This window comes from Phocaeicola salanitronis DSM 18170 (assembly GCF_000190575.1).
Lineage (GTDB): Bacteria > Bacteroidota > Bacteroidia > Bacteroidales > Bacteroidaceae > Phocaeicola > Phocaeicola salanitronis.
The window spans coordinates 4,080,179-4,100,543 of the sequence record NC_015164.1; the positions used below are offsets into that span (position 1 = coordinate 4,080,179).

General features: G+C 49.1%; 20 protein-coding genes. 4 read left to right on the plus strand and 16 right to left on the minus strand.

Going from position 1 to position 20,365, the window contains the following annotated elements; translation table 11 throughout:
* Positions 1 to 36: 36 nt before the first annotated feature.
* From BACSA_RS17625 to BACSA_RS17655, 7 genes are all read right to left on the minus strand, one after another.
* The gene (locus BACSA_RS17625) at positions 37 to 1,503 is read right to left on the minus strand and encodes an OmpA family protein (protein WP_013619382.1); all 1,467 of its coding nucleotides are present in this window, start codon (positions 1,501 to 1,503) and stop codon (positions 37 to 39) included.
* A 174-nt stretch (positions 1,504 to 1,677) separates the two neighbouring features.
* Positions 1,678 to 3,138 (minus strand): MobV family relaxase, encoded by a 1,461-nt coding sequence (mobV, locus tag BACSA_RS17630; protein ID WP_013619383.1) that lies wholly within the window; start codon positions 3,136 to 3,138, stop codon positions 1,678 to 1,680.
* A gap of 218 nt (positions 3,139 to 3,356) precedes the next feature.
* Positions 3,357 to 4,199: a hypothetical protein gene (locus tag BACSA_RS17635; RefSeq protein ID WP_013619384.1), complete on the minus strand. Its 843-nt coding sequence runs from the start codon at positions 4,197 to 4,199 to the stop codon at positions 3,357 to 3,359.
* A 100-nt stretch (positions 4,200 to 4,299) separates the two neighbouring features.
* A complete protein-coding gene (locus tag BACSA_RS17640) occupies positions 4,300 to 4,791 on the minus strand; it encodes a hypothetical protein (RefSeq protein WP_013619385.1) in 492 nt (163 codons plus the stop codon).
* A gap of 18 nt (positions 4,792 to 4,809) precedes the next feature.
* Positions 4,810 to 5,160 (minus strand): hypothetical protein, encoded by a 351-nt coding sequence (locus BACSA_RS17645; RefSeq protein ID WP_013619386.1) that lies wholly within the window; start codon positions 5,158 to 5,160, stop codon positions 4,810 to 4,812.
* Complete coding sequence (locus BACSA_RS17650) at positions 5,157 to 5,609, minus strand: hypothetical protein (protein WP_013619387.1); 453 nt, start codon at positions 5,607 to 5,609, stop codon at positions 5,157 to 5,159. Before BACSA_RS17650 ends, BACSA_RS17645 begins: the two co-directional genes overlap by 4 nt.
* Before the next feature lie 46 nt (positions 5,610 to 5,655).
* Positions 5,656 to 6,774, minus strand: coding sequence for a hypothetical protein (locus BACSA_RS17655; protein ID WP_013619388.1), 1,119 nt, complete (start codon positions 6,772 to 6,774; stop codon positions 5,656 to 5,658).
* Positions 6,775 to 7,155: 381 nt separating this feature from the next.
* Here BACSA_RS17655 and BACSA_RS17660 point away from each other — a divergent pair, with 381 nt between their 5' ends.
* Together BACSA_RS17660 and BACSA_RS17665 are read left to right on the plus strand one after the other, a co-directional pair.
* Complete coding sequence (locus BACSA_RS17660) at positions 7,156 to 7,743, plus strand: recombinase family protein (protein WP_013619389.1); 588 nt, start codon at positions 7,156 to 7,158, stop codon at positions 7,741 to 7,743.
* A 45-nt stretch (positions 7,744 to 7,788) separates the two neighbouring features.
* Positions 7,789 to 8,568, plus strand: a complete 780-nt coding sequence (locus BACSA_RS17665; protein ID WP_013619390.1) for a hypothetical protein — start codon at positions 7,789 to 7,791, stop codon at positions 8,566 to 8,568.
* 107 nt (positions 8,569 to 8,675) lie between these two features.
* Here BACSA_RS17665 and BACSA_RS17670 read toward each other — a convergent pair whose 3' ends face one another.
* From BACSA_RS17670 to BACSA_RS17705, 8 genes are all read right to left on the minus strand, one after another.
* Positions 8,676 to 9,020, minus strand: a complete 345-nt coding sequence (locus tag BACSA_RS17670) for a hypothetical protein (RefSeq protein ID WP_144005242.1) — start codon at positions 9,018 to 9,020, stop codon at positions 8,676 to 8,678.
* 11 nt (positions 9,021 to 9,031) lie between these two features.
* A complete protein-coding gene (locus BACSA_RS17675; protein WP_013619392.1) occupies positions 9,032 to 9,385 on the minus strand; it encodes a hypothetical protein in 354 nt (117 codons plus the stop codon).
* Positions 9,386 to 9,402: 17 nt separating this feature from the next.
* Positions 9,403 to 9,729: a hypothetical protein gene (locus tag BACSA_RS17680; RefSeq protein ID WP_013619393.1), complete on the minus strand. Its 327-nt coding sequence runs from the start codon at positions 9,727 to 9,729 to the stop codon at positions 9,403 to 9,405.
* Positions 9,726 to 9,968 (minus strand): hypothetical protein, encoded by a 243-nt coding sequence (locus BACSA_RS17685; protein WP_013619394.1) that lies wholly within the window; start codon positions 9,966 to 9,968, stop codon positions 9,726 to 9,728. The genes BACSA_RS17680 and BACSA_RS17685 overlap by 4 nt, the downstream gene beginning before the upstream one ends.
* Positions 9,969 to 9,979: 11 nt before the next feature.
* The gene (locus BACSA_RS17690) at positions 9,980 to 10,264 is read right to left on the minus strand and encodes a hypothetical protein (RefSeq protein WP_013619395.1); all 285 of its coding nucleotides are present in this window, start codon (positions 10,262 to 10,264) and stop codon (positions 9,980 to 9,982) included.
* A 422-nt stretch (positions 10,265 to 10,686) separates the two neighbouring features.
* Positions 10,687 to 10,956, minus strand: a complete 270-nt coding sequence (locus tag BACSA_RS17695) for a hypothetical protein (protein ID WP_013619396.1) — start codon at positions 10,954 to 10,956, stop codon at positions 10,687 to 10,689.
* Complete coding sequence (locus tag BACSA_RS17700; RefSeq protein WP_174490721.1) at positions 10,937 to 11,464, minus strand: SLOG family protein; 528 nt, start codon at positions 11,462 to 11,464, stop codon at positions 10,937 to 10,939. Before BACSA_RS17700 ends, BACSA_RS17695 begins: the two co-directional genes overlap by 20 nt.
* Positions 11,461 to 12,021, minus strand: a complete 561-nt coding sequence (locus tag BACSA_RS17705) for a phosphoribosyltransferase (protein ID WP_013619398.1) — start codon at positions 12,019 to 12,021, stop codon at positions 11,461 to 11,463. Before BACSA_RS17705 ends, BACSA_RS17700 begins: the two co-directional genes overlap by 4 nt.
* A gap of 422 nt (positions 12,022 to 12,443) precedes the next feature.
* Between BACSA_RS17705 and BACSA_RS17710 the strand changes: the two genes are divergently transcribed.
* Positions 12,444 to 13,676 carry an AAA family ATPase gene (locus BACSA_RS17710; RefSeq protein ID WP_013619399.1) on the plus strand — a complete coding sequence of 411 codons (1,233 nt, stop codon included), beginning with the start codon at positions 12,444 to 12,446 and terminating at the stop codon, positions 13,674 to 13,676.
* Positions 13,677 to 13,678: 2 nt separating this feature from the next.
* Positions 13,679 to 14,245, plus strand: a complete 567-nt coding sequence (locus tag BACSA_RS17715) for an RloB family protein (RefSeq protein ID WP_013619400.1) — start codon at positions 13,679 to 13,681, stop codon at positions 14,243 to 14,245.
* A 470-nt stretch (positions 14,246 to 14,715) separates the two neighbouring features.
* Here the strand turns inward: BACSA_RS17715 and BACSA_RS17720 are convergent, their stop codons facing one another.
* Entirely contained in the window at positions 14,716 to 19,722 is a 5,007-nt protein-coding gene (locus BACSA_RS17720; protein WP_041584511.1) for a helicase-related protein, read from the minus strand.
* Positions 19,723 to 20,365 lie beyond the last annotated feature (643 nt).

A 20,365-nucleotide genomic window follows, 5' to 3' on the forward strand; every position in this document is an offset into this window, starting at 1 on the left:
ATTTCAAGCCATTCTTATATTATGAACAACAAGCACCTAATCTGTCGTGTCCGATGATGGTAACAGCAACCTTACACAAACATTGCGGTTGGCTTCTACGGGATTGTAATCGTTAATGCCACCGACTGAAACTGTTTCTATCTTATCGGCATCCACGCCACGTCTTCGCAACTCTCCGGCCATGTATGCGGCACGCCTTTGCGACAAGCTATTGTTGATGGAGTCATTGCCGGTGGCACTGTCTGCCGCACCGATGATTTGGATGCGCAACCCGTGCTTCTTGACAATCCGGGCGATACCGTCCAGGTTGACCAACTGCGAATTGTCGGTAAGCCTGTCGGTGTCCAGCACGAAGAAAAAATAAATGGGCGGGCCGATATATCTGCCGTCCACAAGAAAGGATGAAACAATGGAATCATTGCCTTGGAAGGAGCCGCCACTTCTATAAATGGGATCCATGTCGTATGCCATATAAACGGTGTCTTTACTGTGGATAAAAGCGGTATCGCCTTTATGCTTGTCCTTGTTCGCTTGGGCATCGCGCAGCCTTGCACGAAGCGAGTTCAACCCGCTGTAATTATTCTTAGGATAGCCGATTGACAATCCTTTGCCTTCAACTTCATCTTTCATCGAAGAAAACCTGTCCGCATACTTGTCAAGCAGCCCTTCCAACTTCAAAATCTTCTCCAATTCGGCAATGATGCGGGTGATATTACTGCTCTTCTGCCAGAGCCGGTCATTCTCATTGCGCAAGCTGCGGGCATAGCCGGTCAACCGCTCGTTACGCTCGATGTAAGGGGCGGCATCAACCACACGTTTCCAACCTTTCTTGCCGATAGTATAGGAGAATCCGGCGGTCAGGGATAGCAGACGGTCGCCCCACTTGTTACCTGCGCCCATGCCGTCAAAGTCCTTGAAGGTGGTGGCACAGCCAAGTTCAGCCGTGAGGTGCAGGCGGTCGGTCAAGCGGTATCGTCCTTGTACCCCGTAAGAAACGGCAAAGGGATGGCGGCCTAATTTGTCATTGTGCAGGATGCCCAAGCCAACGTAGGGAGCCAAGTCCCAGCGGAAATCCTCTTTGGTACGTGAGAAGCCCGACAACACGTTCCACATCAAGTCGGCATGAAGATGTTGGAAGTCTCTTGATTCAAGTTGTGCGTCCTTGAACTGCAAGCCTTGGAAGGCGATTCGTGTGCCGATGGCCGGTGTGAACCACTTGCCCACGGAGACGGACAATGCTGGCTTTGTTCGGTCAAAGATGTCACCACAACCAAGCGGTGAACCGACGAATGCCGACACGCCGCCGGACGCGTTCACGAACCAGTTGCCACGCCAAGGGGAAACTTCCACGGCATTCTCCAAATAGGCCGGCTCCAACGGTTGTAACAATTCCTCCCACTGCGGAAGGATCTCCCATCGGATGGTGTCCGTCATGGGAACATTGTACGCCCTTGCCATGAGTGGCAGGGACAATACAGATAGCAATAAAAATCTCCTTATCATATTTATCTGTGTATTTGTTTTCTGTTTGCAAAAGAAATGATTCGCTGCGTCTGCAAAGAGGCCGAAAGCCTCTTTCAACTCGTGCTTAACAAGAATTTCGGTAGCGGCAATTTATCATACTGTCAATCATACTGTAAGGCATAGGAAATAGGCTATTGAAAATCACTTGCCTTGTCATTTCCGGCGGACGCTTTTGCCACCTTTGGGCTTCATCATCCGGCTTGCCTGTATCAGGCAGCGTCTTGCCCAGGCCCGGTCGTCCTCGTCCTCTTTCCGTCCCCAAGGCAGGTCATTGTCACCACCTCCACCGCCGTGGCTTTCGGCAAATGTCGTGGCCAAGTCCACATAGTTCGCAAAGAGGTAGATGGCACATTTGAAGATGTCCTCGCCACGTTCGGCCACATCTTTCAGCAGCGTGCCGTCGAACAGGTTTTGTCCTTCGTCGTCCAATGCCGGAAGCAATGACTTGAACTCGTTCAGTATGTCGCCCAACAGCGCATCGGCCAGCCGGTAGCGCACCTGATGTTCCAAGTCGTAGGTCGCAGCTTTGAGGTCTCGCCGGTATTCAACCGCACGTTCACGTGTTTCTTCCTCTATCTGTCTAAGTTCGGAAAGTTGTCTGTTCGCTTCTTCCAATTTGCCGCGTTTGTCGGTGAGATTGTCAAGCACTTTCTGCAAGTCAAGGTCGAGTTTGCTTATCTTCTTGCGCAATTCCTCCGAATCGCCACGGCCCGCGTTCAATTTTTCCGCAAGGGCTTCAATCTCGGCAATCATCTGCTTCTTTTTCTCCTCTAAGTTGACGGTCATCGTGCCCAGTCCTTTCACCCGTTTCTCGGCAAAACGGATGTCGGCAAGCAACTCGCCGAGCAACTTCCTGTTGTTCTCAACCTGTTCCTCCAGGGTTGTACATTCCTCGCTCAATGCACGGCGGTATTCCTCAGTGGTCCGGTGTTTCGCACCGCTTAAGGCGATGCTCGTGCCTCGTTTCATACCCCACTTCTCGTTCACCTTGGCAAACTCGTCATGAAGCGCGAAGAAACGCTTCTTGGAATCATAAATCTTCCCTCCGAAAACCTTGTTGAACGAGATTTTATTTCGTTCATCCACCGGTATCACGGTGCAATGCACATGTGGGTTCAGTTCATCGAGGTGTACATAGAAGCCGATGACGTTTTCCTCGCCCCAGTGTTCACACGCAAACCTGTACACATCCATTGCCCAACGCTCTATGTCCTTGTTACGCCGGATAAGCGAGTTGTCAGCCCCGTGCGTGAAGTTCACTCTTTGGTTGCCAAAAGCTATCTCGTGCATTCTTTCCCTTGAGCCGCCAAAGATGATGTTCGCTACGGTACGGTACTGCGGTTCGCACAATTTTGCGTTCGGGTCAGTTATGCCACGTTCCCGCAGATTGTCCGCCATGCGCCCGGTGATAGTCCTCGACTTATCGACCGGCTGGATAATGCCGCCTTTCACAATCTCGAAATTGAGGTGTTCGCGGCTTCGATCATAGTTGCCATGCTTTGTTGCCCAGTCCCAACCCTTTTCCGTCCAGTTACGCTGGTGTTCGTCGCTTTGGCCTACACTCATGCCCTTTCCGGGTCTTATATCCAATACCTGTTTGATGTCATTAGCCATAATTCAGTCCTCTTTTTTCAGCTTGCTGCCGCCCTGGCGGTTCCTGCATTTTGCCCTTTCCGGGCAAAGTGCGTATTAGGCTACGCAGGCAGAGCCTGTCTTCGTGGGCAAGCCCTGTCGTCAGGGTCGGAGGTCAAGACCTCCGTTAATACCCATCCCGTCTGTCGGGATACCATGCACTTGGTTTGACGAAACTCAGCGCGGGGGAAGCAAGACGTTTAAACTTGGTTATCTGTTCCACCTGTGGACTTGGTTCCCTCGTGCGGTTTAAGTCCGTTATGGGGCTTTTCTTGCGTTATAAAAGGAAGATAATACTGCAGAATGATGTCGGCGGTTTCATCGCCGCTACAAGTGGCTTGCGCTTTCAGTGGGGTCTCAGCCTCAATGAGCCGCAGTCCGGCAAGCGTCAGCCGCTGAAGGAAACACGCAAGGTCTTTGCCGCATTCTTCCAAGAACAGCCGTTCAAGGGCTTCATTCACCCGTGTGTTGGCTGGAATGATGCCTGTGCGTTGGAGGATGGTATGGGCTATCAGCTTATGCAGACGTTCGCCTGTGGATGCTTGCCGGTCGGAGCGTTTGCCTGTCGGTTCGGTTACGAACAGCTTATCAGTTTCGGTTATGAAGTGTACAAGCATTTCCACCCATTCTTCAATGGTGAGGTATCCACACAGCCAGCGGTTCAAGAGCAGTTCCTCCTCCGACAACAAAGGGGTATTTATGTGTCCGTCTTCTGGCAATACACAAGTCATCGAGAGGATGAAATACCCACTGCGTCCTGTAACCTTGGCGACTTCCGATAATTCCAATTCGGTGAGGAATTTGCGCACCGTGTTACGATGCCAGTTCCAATGCTTGGCAAGCCCGCTGACCGTCAATGCCACCTGCCCTTGTGACAAAGGCTTGGCGATGGCAGGGAACTCTTTCTTGTCCTTGATGGAGAGGTCTATCAAGTTGCGGAACGCCGCCAGTTTCGAGTGCTTCTCGTTCGATTCGGGATTGAGGTATGCAAGCAATCCGCTGTCAATTAGGATGCGGCATCTTGCAGCTTTTTCTTCTTTCATTCTTGGGGCTGTTTTAAGCGTTATTCTGTTCAATTGAGTAAAAATGGAATGGCAGGGGAAGGACTTACATGTAAGTAATAATTCCGACAGCCTAAGTTCCTTATGACCATTTATAATAGGTGTCTACAATGCTATGAGGAAACTCCAAATAGTCATCCAACGTGTCAGGAAATGTGTTACGAGCCACCTGCGAGGGATAAAACACGGTGCCGAATACGACTGTGGCCAACGTAATGCCAAGAGGTAGCATATGCGGTACGAAGAGCAGGATTACCGTCGCCATTGCCGTCCAGAAAAGGCGATGCTTCTGTTGCAGGAAGTCAAACGCCCGTACCGCGTTTTTGTGGGAATACAGGACCAAACAGGTAATGGATGACAAGGCCAGTTCATAGACATTCCCAAAGACATTCAGATGGTAGAAGTGGAACACCATGAGTGTGGCGAGCATTCCCAGCGTATAGCATCTGCGGAAGCTGCGCCTCCAAGCCATGCGCAAATAAAACTGGAGCATGGCAGGGCGTTTGCTCTTGTATAAAAACGGCACGGCGGCATATGCAAGGATGTAAAGCATATAAAGGATTGGAATAATCATTGTCTTGTGGTTTGAGGGTTACAGTTCAAGTTCCAAGTTGATGAGTTTGTGCGAGGCGAGGCGGATGATGTCCTCTGCATCCTGCATGGATAGCGTTCCCAAGCGACACCGTTCCTTGAAGCCCGGCCGCCGTTTGAGCGAGTTCACCGCACGGTCAAGACGGTATTCTGGAATATCCCACACATGCCCTTTGGGGTATGCGCCATGTGCCGCCCGTGCCACTAGGGAAAGCACCCTGCAACGGATGGGGTGCAGTCCTCCGCCGGAGTGCAGCATGAAGTTGCACTCACGGTCTGTATCCAGCACGTCCACCCAAGTGCGGCATTCATGGATGGTGGCGGCGAGTTGACTGTACAGGACTTCCTTCATAAGCAGATGAAGTCTTTGAGCAGTTCCTCTTCCGTGACGGCGTACAGGAGTTTGCCGCCTTTCATTACCCTTGTAAGTTCCTCGCGGAGTTCGCTGCCCATCACCTCCAATGAATCGTAGAGGGTCACATAGAGCGTGTCGCACTCCATGCGGTCATCGGCTTGCGCGTTCAACTTGTGCATGTGGCCGAAGCGGGGATTGGAGTAAGCACAGCACCGCTGGCCGAACGGGGTGTCTTTGCTCGGCACATGGTGGTAAAGGAGTTCCAGCTCCATCTGGTCCTCCAGCTCGTCGATAAGTTCCTCGATGGGATAAACTTTGGGCAGGCGGAAAGTGAGCAAGGCGTAATCCTCGTACACCTCCGCCCCTTGGAAAAGGCTTTGTGAAACCAACGCCGGCATCTCCAAGGATGCAAGCGTGATGAACCGGTCGATTTGTTCTTTTTGCATATGGTCGTTTGATGATTTGATTAATTTCGGTTTATGGGTGACAGTCTTATTGGCATCCCAAAATGAATGTTTCCATCAGGAGCGTGGGCAATTCTTCCGCTTCCAAAGGAAAGTCAATGCCTTTCAGTTTGGCCAAAGCCGATGGCATCCGTTCTGCCAGTTTCTCCATTGTGTGCAACTGTTCCTCGTCCATGAGCGCATAGGCGAAGCTGTCGAATGAAATCCACGGTTGCAGGATCATCCAGAGATAAGCGGCGGCTTGCCCGTTGTCCGTGATACGCAAGCGTGACAAGCCGTCCACACAAGCCTCGGCGTTCTGTATAAGCCGCCTGTTATTGCGCATCGCCAACAGGATGACCACCTCGGTTTTTCCGAACACAGGCTGCTCTTTGCCGGCAAGGGCGATGATGCCGCGTATGACTTTCCCGGTGTTTCGGGTAATGCCGTCCAATGGCGTATTCCCGGAGCTGAGTGAAGGTAGGTGAAGCAGGAACGAGCGGAACGCCACATCTTCTTGCCGGAGGAAGTCAATGGCATCTTCCTTGGTTCGGAGGCTATTGGCAAGCGTGCTTTCCAATAGCCTCTCATACTTACGGATTACCTCTTTGCCGCTGCCTTTATAAGCAGGGATTGCGCTTGCCTTGCGGTAGAACAGATGGACGGAACCGGCCAGCCTTTGTGACAGGGAGTCCACTTCCACATCGTTCAAACCGCGTACCACGGAGAGGTAATCGGCAAAGCTCCTTTTTTGGCTGTTTATCAAGAGTGCCATTTGCACGGCGATGGAGTCGCCAAGGGCGATATGGTTGCTGTTGGCATGGGCGTGTCTGTTGTTTGCCGTGTCACTTGACAGGGCGAATGACACGGCGGCATCCAGCTTTCTCCATTCTTTGGTCAACGAAATAATTTCGTCCGTGTCGGCATTTCTTTTGCCTTTGAGCGATTGGAAGAAATCGTTATAAGCGGCCATCGCTTCCTCTGCCGTGGTGCGGGCATCTTTATGGGAAGGATGACATCCTAAGAGAAGTGCCGCCATCAAGAGCAGGCAAACGATGCTTACAGTATGATTTTTTAGGGTTGGTAAAGAATGGCAAATGCCATCTGAAATATGCGGCTGTTTCACTTGCCACTTGATCAACCGTCCTTTTGATTCTGTCTGTTCCATTGGAGTAAATTTGTTATTGACGGCGCAAAATTATAGCAAGGGATTAACAATGCGCATATGGGCATTGTGTTGTTATTTATTCTTATGAAATCATACTTGGAATATGATTTTACTAATTGTTTGTCAGTCTGTTAGTGGATAATAAATGACACAAAAAAGAATTATTTGGGTCAAAGGATATAAAAGGGTGTTTGGTCGATGAAGCAAGCCGGAAAGAACTGTCGGCAAGGGTGACAGCTTGTGCAGGGGATCTGCTGTACAAGGCGACAGTTCCGTGTATAGAAGTTAGTAGCCGCAAGTGTAAGTTTCCTATGAAATCCACCGTTTTTTCCGAAAAAAAAATCATACTTTTGCAGCCGTAACACTAATCAGATCAATTCAATGGCTATAATAGGCTATTTGCCGTATCTTCCCAAGTATGCGGAGGGAGCGGCTGACAGGAAATGGATGGAGGACTTCGGTTGTGACCGCATCGTGGAGGAAAAGCCCGAAGAAGGAACATACCGTATGGGATGGGACACACTTCTGGCGAGCATCGGCAAGGGTGACACACTGGTCGTTTCCAAACTCGCACACGCCGTCAAGGGCGCAAGGCAGTTATCATTCTTTCTGGAGTTTTGCAGGATAAAATCAGTCCGGCTGGTTGCCCTGCATGACGGCATCGATTCGGGCAATGAACTGTTCCCTGAAACCCAAACATCGGACTTGCTAAGAGTGATTGCCCAGTTGCCCGAAGAGGCTAACGCCGTACGCAAGATGACATCCCAACCGGGGCGGTGGACGAAAGGGACAAAGGTGCTTTCGCAAGCCGCTTACGGGCGTGTGGAACGGAATAAACGGGTGGTGAACATGTATAAGAGCGGCTACACCATTGATGATATTTGGAAGACCAGCGGCTTCCGTAGCCGCAGTTCCGTGTTCCGTGTATTGAAGGATGCGGGAGTGGAACTGAAACGAAAAAAGAGATAAAGACTTTAGCAAAATCATAGTAAAATCATAGTAAAACATAGTAGCATGGAAGATTTAAACATAAATAGAACTGGTATTGTAATTCTACAATGGTTACGAAATGAGGATCCTCAATTAGGAGAAGAATTGTACTTTCAAATTAGAAACAAGGAAACACAGTTTGATAATTTCTTTGTTACATTTTACAAGGCGACAAATCAGAAAGAGTTCACAGATTCTTTACAAAAGATGATTGATACTTTGGAAGAAGGGACTATTTTTACTTTGCACATAGTAGCACATGGATATGAAGATGGGTTAGGAACTGATTTATCAACCTCAATAAAGTGGAAAGAGCTTTTTTATTACACTAGACAACTCAATATAAAAATGCATAATACATTATTGATTGTTTTATCTTCGTGCGTTGGTGGTGGAATACTTTCTTATATAGATCCTACGCAACGCGCTCCTTATATGGCTTTTATAGGTAACACAAGAGATGTTTTGATTAAAGATGCGAGAAAAGGATTCCCATTATTCTATGAAGGTTATCGCTCACCTTTAGACTTTGTAAAAGGGTTAAAAGCATTAAATGAATCTATTGATTTTTCTGAAGAATTAGAACCTGGTAAAAGAAAAACTGAATTTTTCATAATGTCTGCAGCACAATCTTTTGATGAGATATTCAATCCCGATAGAGACCCTATTTTTTTTGCTAAGGTTGTATCAAAAATAATGCCTCCAAATCAAATTATACCGCAAGAACAGCGAATACAAAAGGCAAAAGAATTATTTAAGAAAGAAGGCGAAAAGTTACGTCCATATTTTACTTTTACAGATTGATTTTTCAGATAATGATATACTAAAACTAATAAATTGTATATTAAAAAAAGACAGATGGGCATGGTTTACTTGAAATCCCATGCCCAAACTACTCCTTGGTACATCAATCAAGCGCTCTGCCTTTTCCGCGCCAAGGCGTTTCGGATGGTATCATTCAGCCGCATCAGCCAAATGTGGCTACCGCATGGAAGTTGCTGTTCGTCCAGGACAAAGGGCAGGGAGTGGTCTCTCACTTGCACTTTCAGTCGTTCTCCGTCAAGGTTAAGCCCAGTTACCGTTCCGCAACGAGTGCGTCCGTCTTCGTCCGTCCAGCCCATGCGGACATCAATCCCCATTGGCACGGATTGGAGTCGGTTCTCCTGCATTGTTTGCCTGACGGCTTGCAGGGCGTTTCGCTTCATGCCGTCAAGGACAGTCCCGATGGATTGGGGCATGGATGTTCTTGTTATCATAAGCTGTCCGTTTATGAAAAACATTCCTTCAAAAGAAACCGTCGGTATTCGGCTTCGTCCTTGCCCCGCTCGACGGCTTCATCGATGACACAGCCAAGTTCGTCAAAATACACTTCCTCGCCGATGCACTCCGTGCCGGCATAGTTCTGCAAATACACTTCGTAGTAGTCAAGTGCGTTGTAGGCGATGATGACATTGCCACGGAACAGCCGTCCGTTCACAGGAAATTTGAGGGCAGCCATGCTCTTGTATTCCGTTGCCACGAAATTTCCGATGCCCCATGAACGAATGACATTCAGCGAGGTCATGCCCACCAGTTGGTCTTTGATGGTATTCGCCATCTGTAATACAAAATCTTTATCCATATTCAATTCTATTATGATTAGTCAAAATTTTCTTCTTCCTCGATGATTACGCTGACATTCCTTTTGCCATAGATGCGCTGAAATACTTGCACTATGACATCAAACAGCCTGTCGCTTTCCGTGTACCCTATGTCCAGCTCCTTCGTCCAATAGTCGAAGCTGAAATCAGCCGTTTCGCCCGAATAGCGGTCTGTCGTGTTGTAAACCGTGACGTCCACATAATCGGTCGTGCCGCTTTGCAGGCTTACCAAATGCCCATAGTAACAGAATTCCATGTTGTTGGAGGGGCTGGTGGTAATTTTCTCCACCAGCCTGTGAATGTAATTGTACCGTTTCCTATTCATAGCGGCATCATTTCGTCAATTCCTACTGTAAATCCATAGCCGTCCTCCGTGCGGAACTCATACAGCCGTTCAAGGTCGTGCAACACTTCGCCTTTGCCGAAATTCTCCATTGCTCCCTCTATCTCCACATTCATGGCGGCTTTCGCACGTTCAAGGGTGGCATACAAGGCATGGCAATCCGACACGCAGTCATTTTGCTCAATCAAGGTGTAAACCAGATACACTGCGTTCTTTTCCATAGTCCAATGTTTTAGATGTGTGGGATATAATGTCCGTTCTCTTCCAAGTAAGCCACGATGTCTTTCGCTTCCTCATGCGATGCACGGTTGCGGTCATCATACCGCCTTTTGTCATCGGCCATCACTACAAGGCACTCTTTCAACAGCTTATAGAGGTTTTGCTGCAAGGTCGGGTGCATCAGTGGGATGGAAGCGGCAAAGACCGCATAGTCAAAGCCGTAGTCATTCAAAGCATTTTCCACCTGCATGGCAAGGCGGTACTCTTTCGTTTCTCTGAGGTTGTCAATCTTCTTCATGTCCATAGATATTTAAGTGAAACTTTTCCCTTTCATTGGCTCCTTTCCCCGAAGCCTGTTTGGGATTTACGGATGCTTAGTCCGGGTATCGGCCATGCTTCACCTGACGCTTTTTCTTGCTGAATACGCTCCGCAGGAGGAAGATTCCGCAAGAAATTCACTTCAAAGCGTGGCAGGTCAAGCGTGATGCCCGACATTTGCAGCCGAAAAACCTAACGGTGAAGGGCAAAGGCGGAATGCCATGCAGACAGGTATAAAAGGAGTAATGGCTGACTATGAGAGGATAAGGGAATTAGGCAAGTATAACAGGGATAAAACCGGGTAAAGCAAGTGCTATAAGTGGTCAACGCTATAAGTGGAACCGGGCTGGGTAGTCCATGCAGGGAAGCCGTGAGCCGACTTTCCCACATGGATTTCCCTTATTAGAACCATTCGGGATTATCCCTCTTTAACTCCTCTACCAGCTCTTTGTCGGGCAAGGCAAGGGTACGCTCATCGGTGAAGAAGAAAATCTCATCGTAGATGTCCGATGCTTCCTCATTGGCAAAGCCTTCGTTTTCGTCCTCGAAACTGCCGGGCTGCAAAGCGTCAAGCAGGGCTGTGCTGCCTATAATCATATACTCGCCTTGGTTGTCTTCCACCATGCGGCATGGGTACTTCACACCGCCAAATTCAATTTTTGTTGTAATCATGCGTTTGTATTGTTAAATGGTGTTTGTATAAGTTGGTTATATCCAATTTCATGCGCTCCGCCCTGCGGCAAGTGTAGAACGTGCCGCCTTTCGGCTCGCCATTGTAGTAGGCAATGATGCGGTTGGCTCGCTCAAGCATATAGTCGTTGCGTCTGAGAAAACAGCCGTCAAAGTAAGTCTCGCTCAAGCATACCACGTTATCTGCCTTGCCGAGAATGGAGCTATACCGCTCTTTGTCCGTAGGGTTGAACTTGCAGGATTGCCCACGGAAGGGGATTACAGCTGTCAGCCGAATATCGGGATAGTTGGCTTTCATCGCCAGCAGTGTTTCAGCCGCAAGCATGTCAAAGCCTGCCGCCATGCCGCAAAGGAAGTGGCGGATGCCCGAATGATAGCAAGCCGTGATAGCCCCTTCAAGATTGGTTTTCAACCGCTGCCTGTCGCTGTAGCGGATAAAGCGGTGTCCTGTGAACGCTGCCGCCTTTGTAATGTCTGTCCGTATCATCATCTTACCTTGTAGAATGTCTTTGCCAAGAACAAACCGCCCAACACGTTTGCGCCACACGCTTCCAAGTTGTCGGCTGTGGTGGCGTAGGATATGCCTTTGGTGATGATGTCGTCAAAAAGCAACACATCTTTGCCCTTGAAGAAATCAGTGTCATAGTCTGCCATTTGTGTCGTCCGTGCCTCGGTTTCGTCTCTTCGGTGTTCGTGGACTGCCAACCGCCCTGCCGACACTTGCATATGTGGATAGCCGTTGATGGCATGGGTGAGTTCGCACACCCTTTCCGAAAAACGCTTGTAGCGCAGTTCGTTCTTTTCTGCCGTGGACGCTGGCACACACGAAAACACGATGCTTGTAATCCGACTGCCGAAAAGTTCTTGCAAGTGTCTGGCAGTCATTTGGGCTACTTGCTCGTATGCCCGTCCGTCCTTGAAATCCCAAATGGTCTGCCGGTCAGCCTTTTGCTGCTCACCCACGTTCTTGATGCGTACAGGATAGTATTTCATCAGCCACACCATTATTTTGTTCGCCTGTCCTATTATGTTTTTGTCCATCGCCATTAATTTTGAGGGTTTAACTTCTTTCCCTGTCTTCGGCTTCCTTACAAGCCTGCATCGGGGTTATTTTTCTGCCCCGTCAATGGGCAAAGGACAACCGGCAAATCCGGTGGTGGAAATACGCTTTAAGTGCAGCGGAAAGGAAGATTTCCACCAACCACCCGTGGCGGCTTGCCGTATTTGCAAGGATTGGACACGGCCTGTTAGCTTTGCAGGAAAATAACCCGAAGCAGGTGCAGGGACGGACGGAATAGAATCAGACTGGTACAAGTGGAGGAGTAACAAAGTACAAATGGTTATGCAGAAAGTCAGATTACATATAAAAGTTAAAATGACGGTTTTGAAAATAGAAAATCACTTCTTATATGTCAGTATATCGAATTTAATCCTTATTTTTGCAGTAAAATTACAAAATCAAATACAAGATGATACTTAAAATCGAATTGGAGAATTTCTTTTCCATCAAAGACAGGATAAGAATTGATTTTAGGGCGGCAAACATCAATACTGCGCTTGCCCGGAATCTGTCTTACAATGTCATGTCATGGAATGGAGTTCCTGTGCTTAAGAGCATCGGACTTTTTGGACCGAATGCATCGGGCAAGTCGAACATCCTGAAAGCCATCACGTTCTGCTGTAAAATGATTCTTGAGTCTCATTTGCATAATGAGGGTGTGACCTTCAATTTTGAGCCGTTCAAGTTTGAAGGGTTTGGAAACAAGCCTAGCCGGTTCCTTATTGACTTTGTTTGTGAGAATGTGGAATACGAATATTCCTTTGAACTCACACGAGATAGGATTGTACGTGAGAGCCTGTACCATTATCCTGTAGGCAGACGTGCGAAAGTGTTTGTGCGTGAAGCAGACGGGAAGTACAGTTTTGGCACCGGCATTATAGCCAAGCCGATGGATGTCGCACTTAACACAAGCGACAAAAACCTCTTTCTAAGCCGTGCCAGTTCCATGAACAGGGATGTGCCCCAAAAGCTCTACAGGTATTTCATGAACCAGTTTCTGCTCGGTCTTGTAAACGTGAACGATTTAATAGTGCTTGACAGCTTCAAAACGTACAAGAAGGTAATCCTCAAAGCACTTGAAATATGCGATACCGACATAACGGACATAGAAGTCCGTAAAGAACAAATACCGGCTCCCGTACTTCCTATGCCTGGTCAGACGGAATTGTCTTTCAAGTTAGTGGATGTACTTCGTTTCAAGACGGTTCATCGTAACCAAAGTGATGTAATGTTTGACTTGGATATGGAGGAGTCCAACGGCACGAGGAAATTATTCCAAATCCTTATCCGCCTACTCGATGTGGTCAAGAACAAGAAGAGCATCATGATGGACGAGTTTGACACGGGGCTTCACACCCGTTTAGCCGATTTCATACTTGACCTGATACACGCCTCTTCCAATAACCAGTTATTGTTCACTTCGCACAACACAAACTTGATAGATGTCAAAAGATTGAGGCGCGACCAGATAGTATTTGTAAACAAGTCGGAACAAGGGGCTACTTGCGTATATTCCTTGTATGATTTCAAGGATTTCCGAGAAAACATGGATGCGGAAAAAGGGTACATACAAGGCCGTTTTGATGCTGTGCCTTATGTTGATTCCTCTGTTGAGAGCATCAGGCAGATATTGGAGGGCTGATTATGGGGAGTAAAAGAGAGAAAGCCTTGTCAAGGCAAATGCGGAAAGTCATCCTTGTTATCTGCGAGGGAGAGACAGAGGAGAATTATGTGACGCTGCTCAGAAAATGGTACAAGTCGCCCATAAGAGTTATATCCCGTGTCGAGGGAAGCAAGATAACACCGTCCCTTGTCGAAAATAGAACTCGGGAACTTAAGATCTCTCCGCATGACAATGTACAGACATATCTGATGTATGACATGGATGTGGAAGCTATCAATGCAAAATTGCGAGAGTGCAAGGCTGAGTTGTTGTTAAGCAACCCATGCTTTGAGCTTTGGTTGTTGCTGCATTCGAAAGACCATAAGTCGGCGATTAATGCAGATTCTGTCATCAAGGAGTTGAAAAACAGTACATCTGTCTGGAAAAATTACAATAAGGCCTCTTTTTCTGATACGCAAAAGGCATTCTTGAAAGACAAGACCGAGATAGCTATGGAAAGGGCAATGCGCCTGAAAGAATTTGAAAATCCTTCGACAGAAGTATACAAGCTGATAATCAAATTGATAGATTCTAAAAAAGAAAGCTAAAACTGGACTATCACAGTATTCTGGCTTGGGTGGGTCAAACAATCCCTGCCAGGCAGACAAAAGAGGACGCTTGTTGGCCGGGAACAGGCACACGAGGTTGTTTCAGCAGGGCTGAAGTTCCCGTGTGCTAGCCAAGGACAACGTGCGGCCGTCTGCCCCTCCTTGCGTTGGTCTGCCAAGGGACAGACGTGCGCAAGGACAGGCCTCCGCTGATTATTCGGGTTGGGGAAGCCGGGGGAGATAGTATAAAAGGCTGATTTCGCAAGCCCGTATAAAAGGTAGGGGAAAAATACAAATGGTGGGAACCACAGGATAAGGTGGCGACTGTACACCTATTATGTAATAAGAAAGGGCAGCTTGTCTGCCCGACAGCTTGAACTGCAAACTAAGTTTTTGCTTTAGCAAACAGAAAAATCCCCTTCCGTGTTTCCCAACAAGGCAGGGGAAAGGGTGTCAAATATGAATGATGGCTATGCCGCCGGTACTGTCATAGGCTCGGTGCCGGGTGTCGGCACGGTTGGGCGTTCCGCTTCTTCAAGGGTGCGGTTGATGCGCTCCTGCAACTCCTTGCATTCCTGTTTGAGCCGTTTCAGTTCTTCTTCCTTGCTCCAACGCCGTGCCATCACTTGTTGCAAGGCGATAATTTCCCCCTCCAAATGTTTCTGCCGCTCGGCTTGTCGTTCCATCAGCTTGGGTATGTTTTCCAAAGTGGCCTGTGGAAATACCGCAGCCGCCGCAAAACTCGGTGGCAATGAGCCGGACATTCCACACTTATATTTCAAGCCGCTCTTGCCCTCCACAAAGAAAATGTTGCGGTCAAAGCTGCCGTCAAGACGGTACTCGCTGCTCACCAACAACCGTAAGCCGTTGTAGCTACCGATGGGGGTAAAGCCGCCACGGTGTTTCCTTGAAATTGAGTGCAAGGCTCGTCCTGCTTCTTCGGCTGTCAGTTGGGCATTGCCGTTTATCTCAATGTTGCGATCCTCCTTACGGGTGTTGAAATGCTCCCAATCTTCTGTCATGCGCCCGATGTTGCACTTGCAGTTGTCAATCTCTTGACGGTTGCCCTCCGCCTTACGTTCCGCACGGTAACGTTCCTTGTTGAAAGCCGCCTGCTCTTTTTCCAACTGTATAATCTTGTTGTCGAGCTTCGCTTTGTCTAAAAGGTCGGTATTGCCCGAAAGGATGGCCACGAACTCGGCGAAATTCATGCCGGTGTCCTCGTCCATGCCGTCCTCGTCTATGCGGCGCACAGCGATAGTGCCGTTGTTGATTTGGTTGATGAAAAGTTGCTTGTTGCGTAAGAGGTTGAACTTGTAGGCATCCAAGGTCTTTTCCGTGCCGTAGATGATGATGTCAACCACGTTGCCGCCCCACAGCTTCACGGTGTTGCCTTTGCGCACCGCCCGACCGTTGCGTTGTTCCAAGTCGGCAGGGCGCCAGGGAATCTCCAAATGATGCACCGCCACCGCCCGTTGCTGGGCGTTGACACCTGTTCCCAACATGGAAGTTGACCCGAACAATACACGAATAGTGCCGTTGTTCATGCCCTCAAAAATCTTCTTCCTCGCCTTTTCGGTCTTGGCGGTCTGGATGAATTGGATTTCAGAGGCAGGTACGCCCATCGCCACCAGCTTGTCCTTGATGTCTTGGCAAACATTCCACTCATTAGGCTTGTAAGTGGAAAGGTCGCTGAAAACGAACTGTGTACCACGGTGAGCGTTCGATTTCACATAATACTCATAGATGGTCTGTGCGCAGCGTGAGGCTTTGTTTGTAGGGTCATCGCTGAACTGGTCACTCAACAGACGCATATCCAACGCCATCTTCCTTGCCACGTTGGTAGCAATCAGCATCTTTGCCTTGTCCATGTGTTCGGGCGCAGGGGCTTCCAAGCCCAAATCCGACCATTCACCGCTGTTGGCAAAACGTACCAACCGTTCTATCATCACCTCCTGTTCCATGGTCGGTTTGTCCGAAAGGAAACGCACGTTCTTGTCGGGGATATCAAGATTTATCATTTCTGCCGTGCGGTAATCCGTGATTTCACGCAGGAAAGCCGCCAATTCCGGCACTTTGATGTAGGTGCGGAAACGCTCTTTGCGTTTGATAGAACCTGTCACGTTCAACTCGTAGTCAGTCGTTTTCTTAGTAAATATAGCAGCCCATGCGTCAAAGCAGCTCACACGCTGCTTGGCAAGCTCTTTCGGGCGCAGGTACTTGAAAAGCACGTACAATTCGGTCAAAGCATTTACGACCACCGTACCCGACAGGAATGTAGCCCCCAAGTCCTTGCCTGTGCGTTCCTGTATGTCACGGATGGCAATCAGCAGGTTCATAGCACGCTGTGAACCTTGGTTGTTGCCGATGCCCGCAACCCTCGTGTGGCGTGTCTGGAACATCAAGTTCTTGAAGTAGTGGCATTCATCTACAAATATGTGGTCTATGCCCATCGTATGAAAGTCTATACCTCCGTCTTTCTTATCCTCAATGCGTGTTTTCAACGACAGGAGGTTTGCCGACAGGTTCTCTTGCCGCTTCTCCAACGCTTTCTGCATACGGCGGTTGCGCCACCCCATGCCGCTTTCTTCCAGCACCTGCAAGGAGCGTTCCACATCGTCAAGTTCCTGTTGCATGATGCCGAACATTGTTTCTTCCGACTGCAGTATCTTTGCGAACTGGTCATGCGTCAGAATGATGCAGTCCCAATTATTGTTCTTGATTTTGCTGAAAAGTTCCTCACGGTTGGCAGGAGTGAAGTCCTCCTTGCCGGGATAGAGCAACTTTGCCGATGGGTAAGCCTTGCGGAAACAGTCGGCTATTTCATGCACGTTGGCTTTCAGCCCTATTATCAAAGGCTTCTGTACCAACCCCAAGCGTTTCATTTCGTATGCCGCCACGCACATCACCATTGTTTTACCTGCGCCTACCTCATGCCAGCACACACCGCCGCCATTCTGCTTAATCATCCAGATGGCGTCTTTCTGCGAGGGGTATAAGTCATCGTAAGGGAACTGTGCAAAGGAAAGGCGGGGGAATGTTTGCGCCGAACCGTCATAGGACGGACGCACATAACAGTTGAAACGCTCGTTGTAGAGCCTTACCAACTCGTCACGGACAGCGATAGGCTGGCTGTCAAGCCAAGCGTTGAACTTGCCCCTTATCTCCTGTATCTTGGTTGCCACCTCCTGCATGGCTTCTTCATCGGGTACTTTCACCCATTCACCGCCACGCATCACCTCTTTTTTTATTTCGGGTATGGTGTCATGCAGGGCATGGGCAAACAGTTTCTCGCCTGTGTAACCGTGCGAGGCATAGATGTTGTATGCGGCAGGGGAATATCCATGTAAGGAAATAACATAGGTGTCGTTCACGTCAAAGTACACCACATCGACCTTGACATCAAACAGGTATTCGGCAAAGTCGGCATAGACTTCTGTCGGAATCCACCGCTCGCCCATGTTGAAGTCAAGCTCCTCATAAGGTATCAGTTCGGGCGTGACCTCTTCCAACGCCCTTACCGTTTTTTCAGTCCAAGCCCTTGCCTGTCCTGCAAGGCTATGGATATATCCGGCGAACGCTTTGCATTTCTCTACCACGTTACCTGCAAGTATGCGCCCCTTTTCTTCCCATGCGCTGGTTTCGGGGTTGTAGAACATTTCGCCCTCCAACGCCTCTATCACCTCGCTCTCGCTGCATCCTGTCGATTGCGCAAGGTAAACCATATCCACCCTGCCGTAATAGTTCAAGCTGCTTGCCAACGCTTCCATCGGGGCAAGGCGTACCGATGTGTCTATTTTCTTGAAAGCAACAGGCTCGCGCATGATGTCGGCTTTCACCACCTCGCCATGCGCTTGCATTTCGATGGAATACACCTCAAAGCCCAAGCTGTCAAGCGTCATCATTTCTTTGTTGCCGTCCGTGTGGAAATTGCCCCACTTGGTCACAAACGCATCGTATGCCTTGTTCAGCCGTTCACGGAGCAAGGGTTGTTCTTCCCTTGTTTCCGCTTCGCTTTCCGACAACTCGAAGTAAGCCTTTCGCACGGGAAAATAGTCCTTTGCCCGTTCCATGTCCGCACCGTTGACTTTTATAGGACTGAACCATGCGGCCATTTCGGAAAAACGGTCGGTTCTTCTGCTTTGTATGGTGCCAAGCTGCCCCTCGAACAGCACCAACGCACCGTCTTTCATCCAACCGGGCATTTCGTCCGTGTAGGGTCGTTTGCCTGTGTTTGGCTTGTACTGTACCGCTGCCGTGGCTTCCCCGAAAAGGTCAAAGAGGGATAGCATCGCTTCCTGCTGCGGCTGCGCTTGCTTTTGCCCACCAAACAGGGAGGGCTTGAAATAGTGGGTGAAATTGGCTCTCAATATCTCGGCAAGCCGTTGGTGTATGGCTTCTTCTGTGCCGTTCCACTCGTACTTGCGCATCAACTTGCCGAATTGGTTTGTGCCGATGGCCGTACCTGTGGACAACGTGCTTTGCGGCAAAGAGAAGGCCTTGTTTGCGTGTTCTGTTTCCAGCCCCTGCGATGTGCGCTCCCTGCACGTTTCCAAGAACAGGCGTTCCCTTGTGGTGAGGTTTTGCTTGTGGCTGTCCTTTTGCAAGATGATAAGGTCGCTGCCTACCTCGATGCCGCCGGTCTGCATGAAAAGCGTGTCGGGCAAGCGCAGGGCGGTGATGATATGGGCGTGATGCACCAGATATTCACGCACAAAGCGATTGGATGGGCTGTCAGCCACGCCCCTTGACGTGATGAAAGCCAGCAAGCCGCCCTCATTTAACAGTTCCATTGCCTTGATGAAGAAATAGTTGTGAATGGCCTTAAGGGATTGTTTGTAAGGCGTTCCCCTGCGTTCAAAGTCCGCATCGAACACGTTTATCGTGCCGAAAGGTATGTTGGACGCTATCACATCGAACGTGTCGTATTCCAACTCCTGCGCCTTTATGGTTTCAAAGCCGCCAATGACCGCTTTTGTATCAGGTTGCAAGGCTGAAAGCACAAGCCCTGTCGCCAAGTCCTTTTCAAACGCTACCTTGTAAGTGTCGGGCATGGAAACTGGCAGAAAGCCGCCAATTCCTGCGGACGGTTCAAGAAAGGATTTCATTAACAAACCGTTGGCTTGGAACGTGGCTCGTATTTGGTCGGTCACCGCCTCTATGAGAAATTTCGGGGTATAGAAAGCGGTGAGGACGGATGCCTTTATGCTATCCACAAGCTCCCTGTATAGTGTTTCGTCGTCTTGTGCTATGGCTTGCAATACGCACACAAGATGGTCTAAAGTCTGTTTCATCTTGTCGGACATGGGGGCATTTGTTCCTAAATCCAATACTTCCTTGATGCCCCCAAATCCCGAATACAGGGAGAGGGTTTCACGTTCGGCTGCTGTCGCCGTCCTTTTCTCGTTCCGCACCCGATAGGCTGTTTCGATAGCTACTGTGTTCGCCGCCAATGCTTGCAATTTGTTGTAGTTCATATTCTTCATATTTGACAGATTTTGTTCTTTCCCCTGCTATCGGCCATATTTCGATGGCTCTTGTAGGTTATTTTTCTGCCTCCGGAATGGGGCGGAATGGCTTTTCGGCAAATCAGACGGCAGAAATACGCTTGGAGTGAAGCCCCAAGGAAGATTTCTGCCAAGGCCGGTTTGCAACGGCAAGCCACGCCACATTTATTTTGCAGCAAAATAACCTGCGGGGCATCGAATGGCAGGATGACAAAAAAATGAAAAGGTAGAAAAGGAGACATACCGCTCTAAAACAGTAGAGGCAAAGCAAAATATAAGTGGGCTATAACAGGTGGTACGGCTTGTCCGAAAGAAACGGACGGTCTGCCGGGCAAACAGATAGGGGAATTTGCCTGTTCCCAGTCAGCGGACTTGTACGCCGACTGGGATATGGGCGTGTTCCCGTTTGCCCATACCGCAAGCCGCGCCGCCGTTCACAGCGGCATGGCTAAGGCACAGACCGTTATTCCTATGATGATAAGGCAAGCCGTGGGCATCGAAGATGGATATAAGAGGAGTGAAAACTTTATAACAGGGATATAACAGGAGAACGGCGGGGAACAAGGTGGCGACAAGGCACACCGGGTATTTCCCGATATGCCTTGCCTCATGG

Coding starts and splice junctions, on each gene's coding strand:
- BACSA_RS17685 (WP_013619394.1), bottom strand. CDS start 9,968: ATGGAAAAGAACGCAGTGTATCTGGTTTACACCTTGATTGAGCAAAAT.
- BACSA_RS17700 (WP_174490721.1), bottom strand. CDS start 11,464: ATGATGATACGGACAGACATTACAAAGGCGGCAGCGTTCACAGGACAC.
- BACSA_RS17655 (WP_013619388.1), bottom strand. CDS start 6,774: ATGGAACAGACAGAATCAAAAGGACGGTTGATCAAGTGGCAAGTGAAA.
- BACSA_RS17665 (WP_013619390.1), top strand. CDS start 7,789: ATGGAAGATTTAAACATAAATAGAACTGGTATTGTAATTCTACAATGG.
- BACSA_RS17705 (WP_013619398.1), bottom strand. CDS start 12,021: ATGGCGATGGACAAAAACATAATAGGACAGGCGAACAAAATAATGGTG.
- BACSA_RS17650 (WP_013619387.1), bottom strand. CDS start 5,609: ATGCAAAAAGAACAAATCGACCGGTTCATCACGCTTGCATCCTTGGAG.
- BACSA_RS17695 (WP_013619396.1), bottom strand. CDS start 10,956: ATGATTACAACAAAAATTGAATTTGGCGGTGTGAAGTACCCATGCCGC.
- BACSA_RS17690 (WP_013619395.1), bottom strand. CDS start 10,264: ATGAAGAAGATTGACAACCTCAGAGAAACGAAAGAGTACCGCCTTGCC.
- BACSA_RS17675 (WP_013619392.1), bottom strand. CDS start 9,385: ATGGATAAAGATTTTGTATTACAGATGGCGAATACCATCAAAGACCAA.
- BACSA_RS17625 (WP_013619382.1), bottom strand. CDS start 1,503: ATGATAAGGAGATTTTTATTGCTATCTGTATTGTCCCTGCCACTCATG.
- BACSA_RS17645 (WP_013619386.1), bottom strand. CDS start 5,160: ATGAAGGAAGTCCTGTACAGTCAACTCGCCGCCACCATCCATGAATGC.
- BACSA_RS17715 (WP_013619400.1), top strand. CDS start 13,679: ATGGGGAGTAAAAGAGAGAAAGCCTTGTCAAGGCAAATGCGGAAAGTC.
- BACSA_RS17670 (WP_144005242.1), bottom strand. CDS start 9,020: ATGATAACAAGAACATCCATGCCCCAATCCATCGGGACTGTCCTTGAC.
- BACSA_RS17640 (WP_013619385.1), bottom strand. CDS start 4,791: ATGATTATTCCAATCCTTTATATGCTTTACATCCTTGCATATGCCGCC.
- BACSA_RS17720 (WP_041584511.1), bottom strand. CDS start 19,722: ATGAACTACAACAAATTGCAAGCATTGGCGGCGAACACAGTAGCTATC.
- BACSA_RS17710 (WP_013619399.1), top strand. CDS start 12,444: ATGATACTTAAAATCGAATTGGAGAATTTCTTTTCCATCAAAGACAGG.
- BACSA_RS17660 (WP_013619389.1), top strand. CDS start 7,156: ATGGCTATAATAGGCTATTTGCCGTATCTTCCCAAGTATGCGGAGGGA.
- BACSA_RS17635 (WP_013619384.1), bottom strand. CDS start 4,199: ATGAAAGAAGAAAAAGCTGCAAGATGCCGCATCCTAATTGACAGCGGA.
- mobV (WP_013619383.1), bottom strand. CDS start 3,138: ATGGCTAATGACATCAAACAGGTATTGGATATAAGACCCGGAAAGGGC.
- BACSA_RS17680 (WP_013619393.1), bottom strand. CDS start 9,729: ATGAATAGGAAACGGTACAATTACATTCACAGGCTGGTGGAGAAAATT.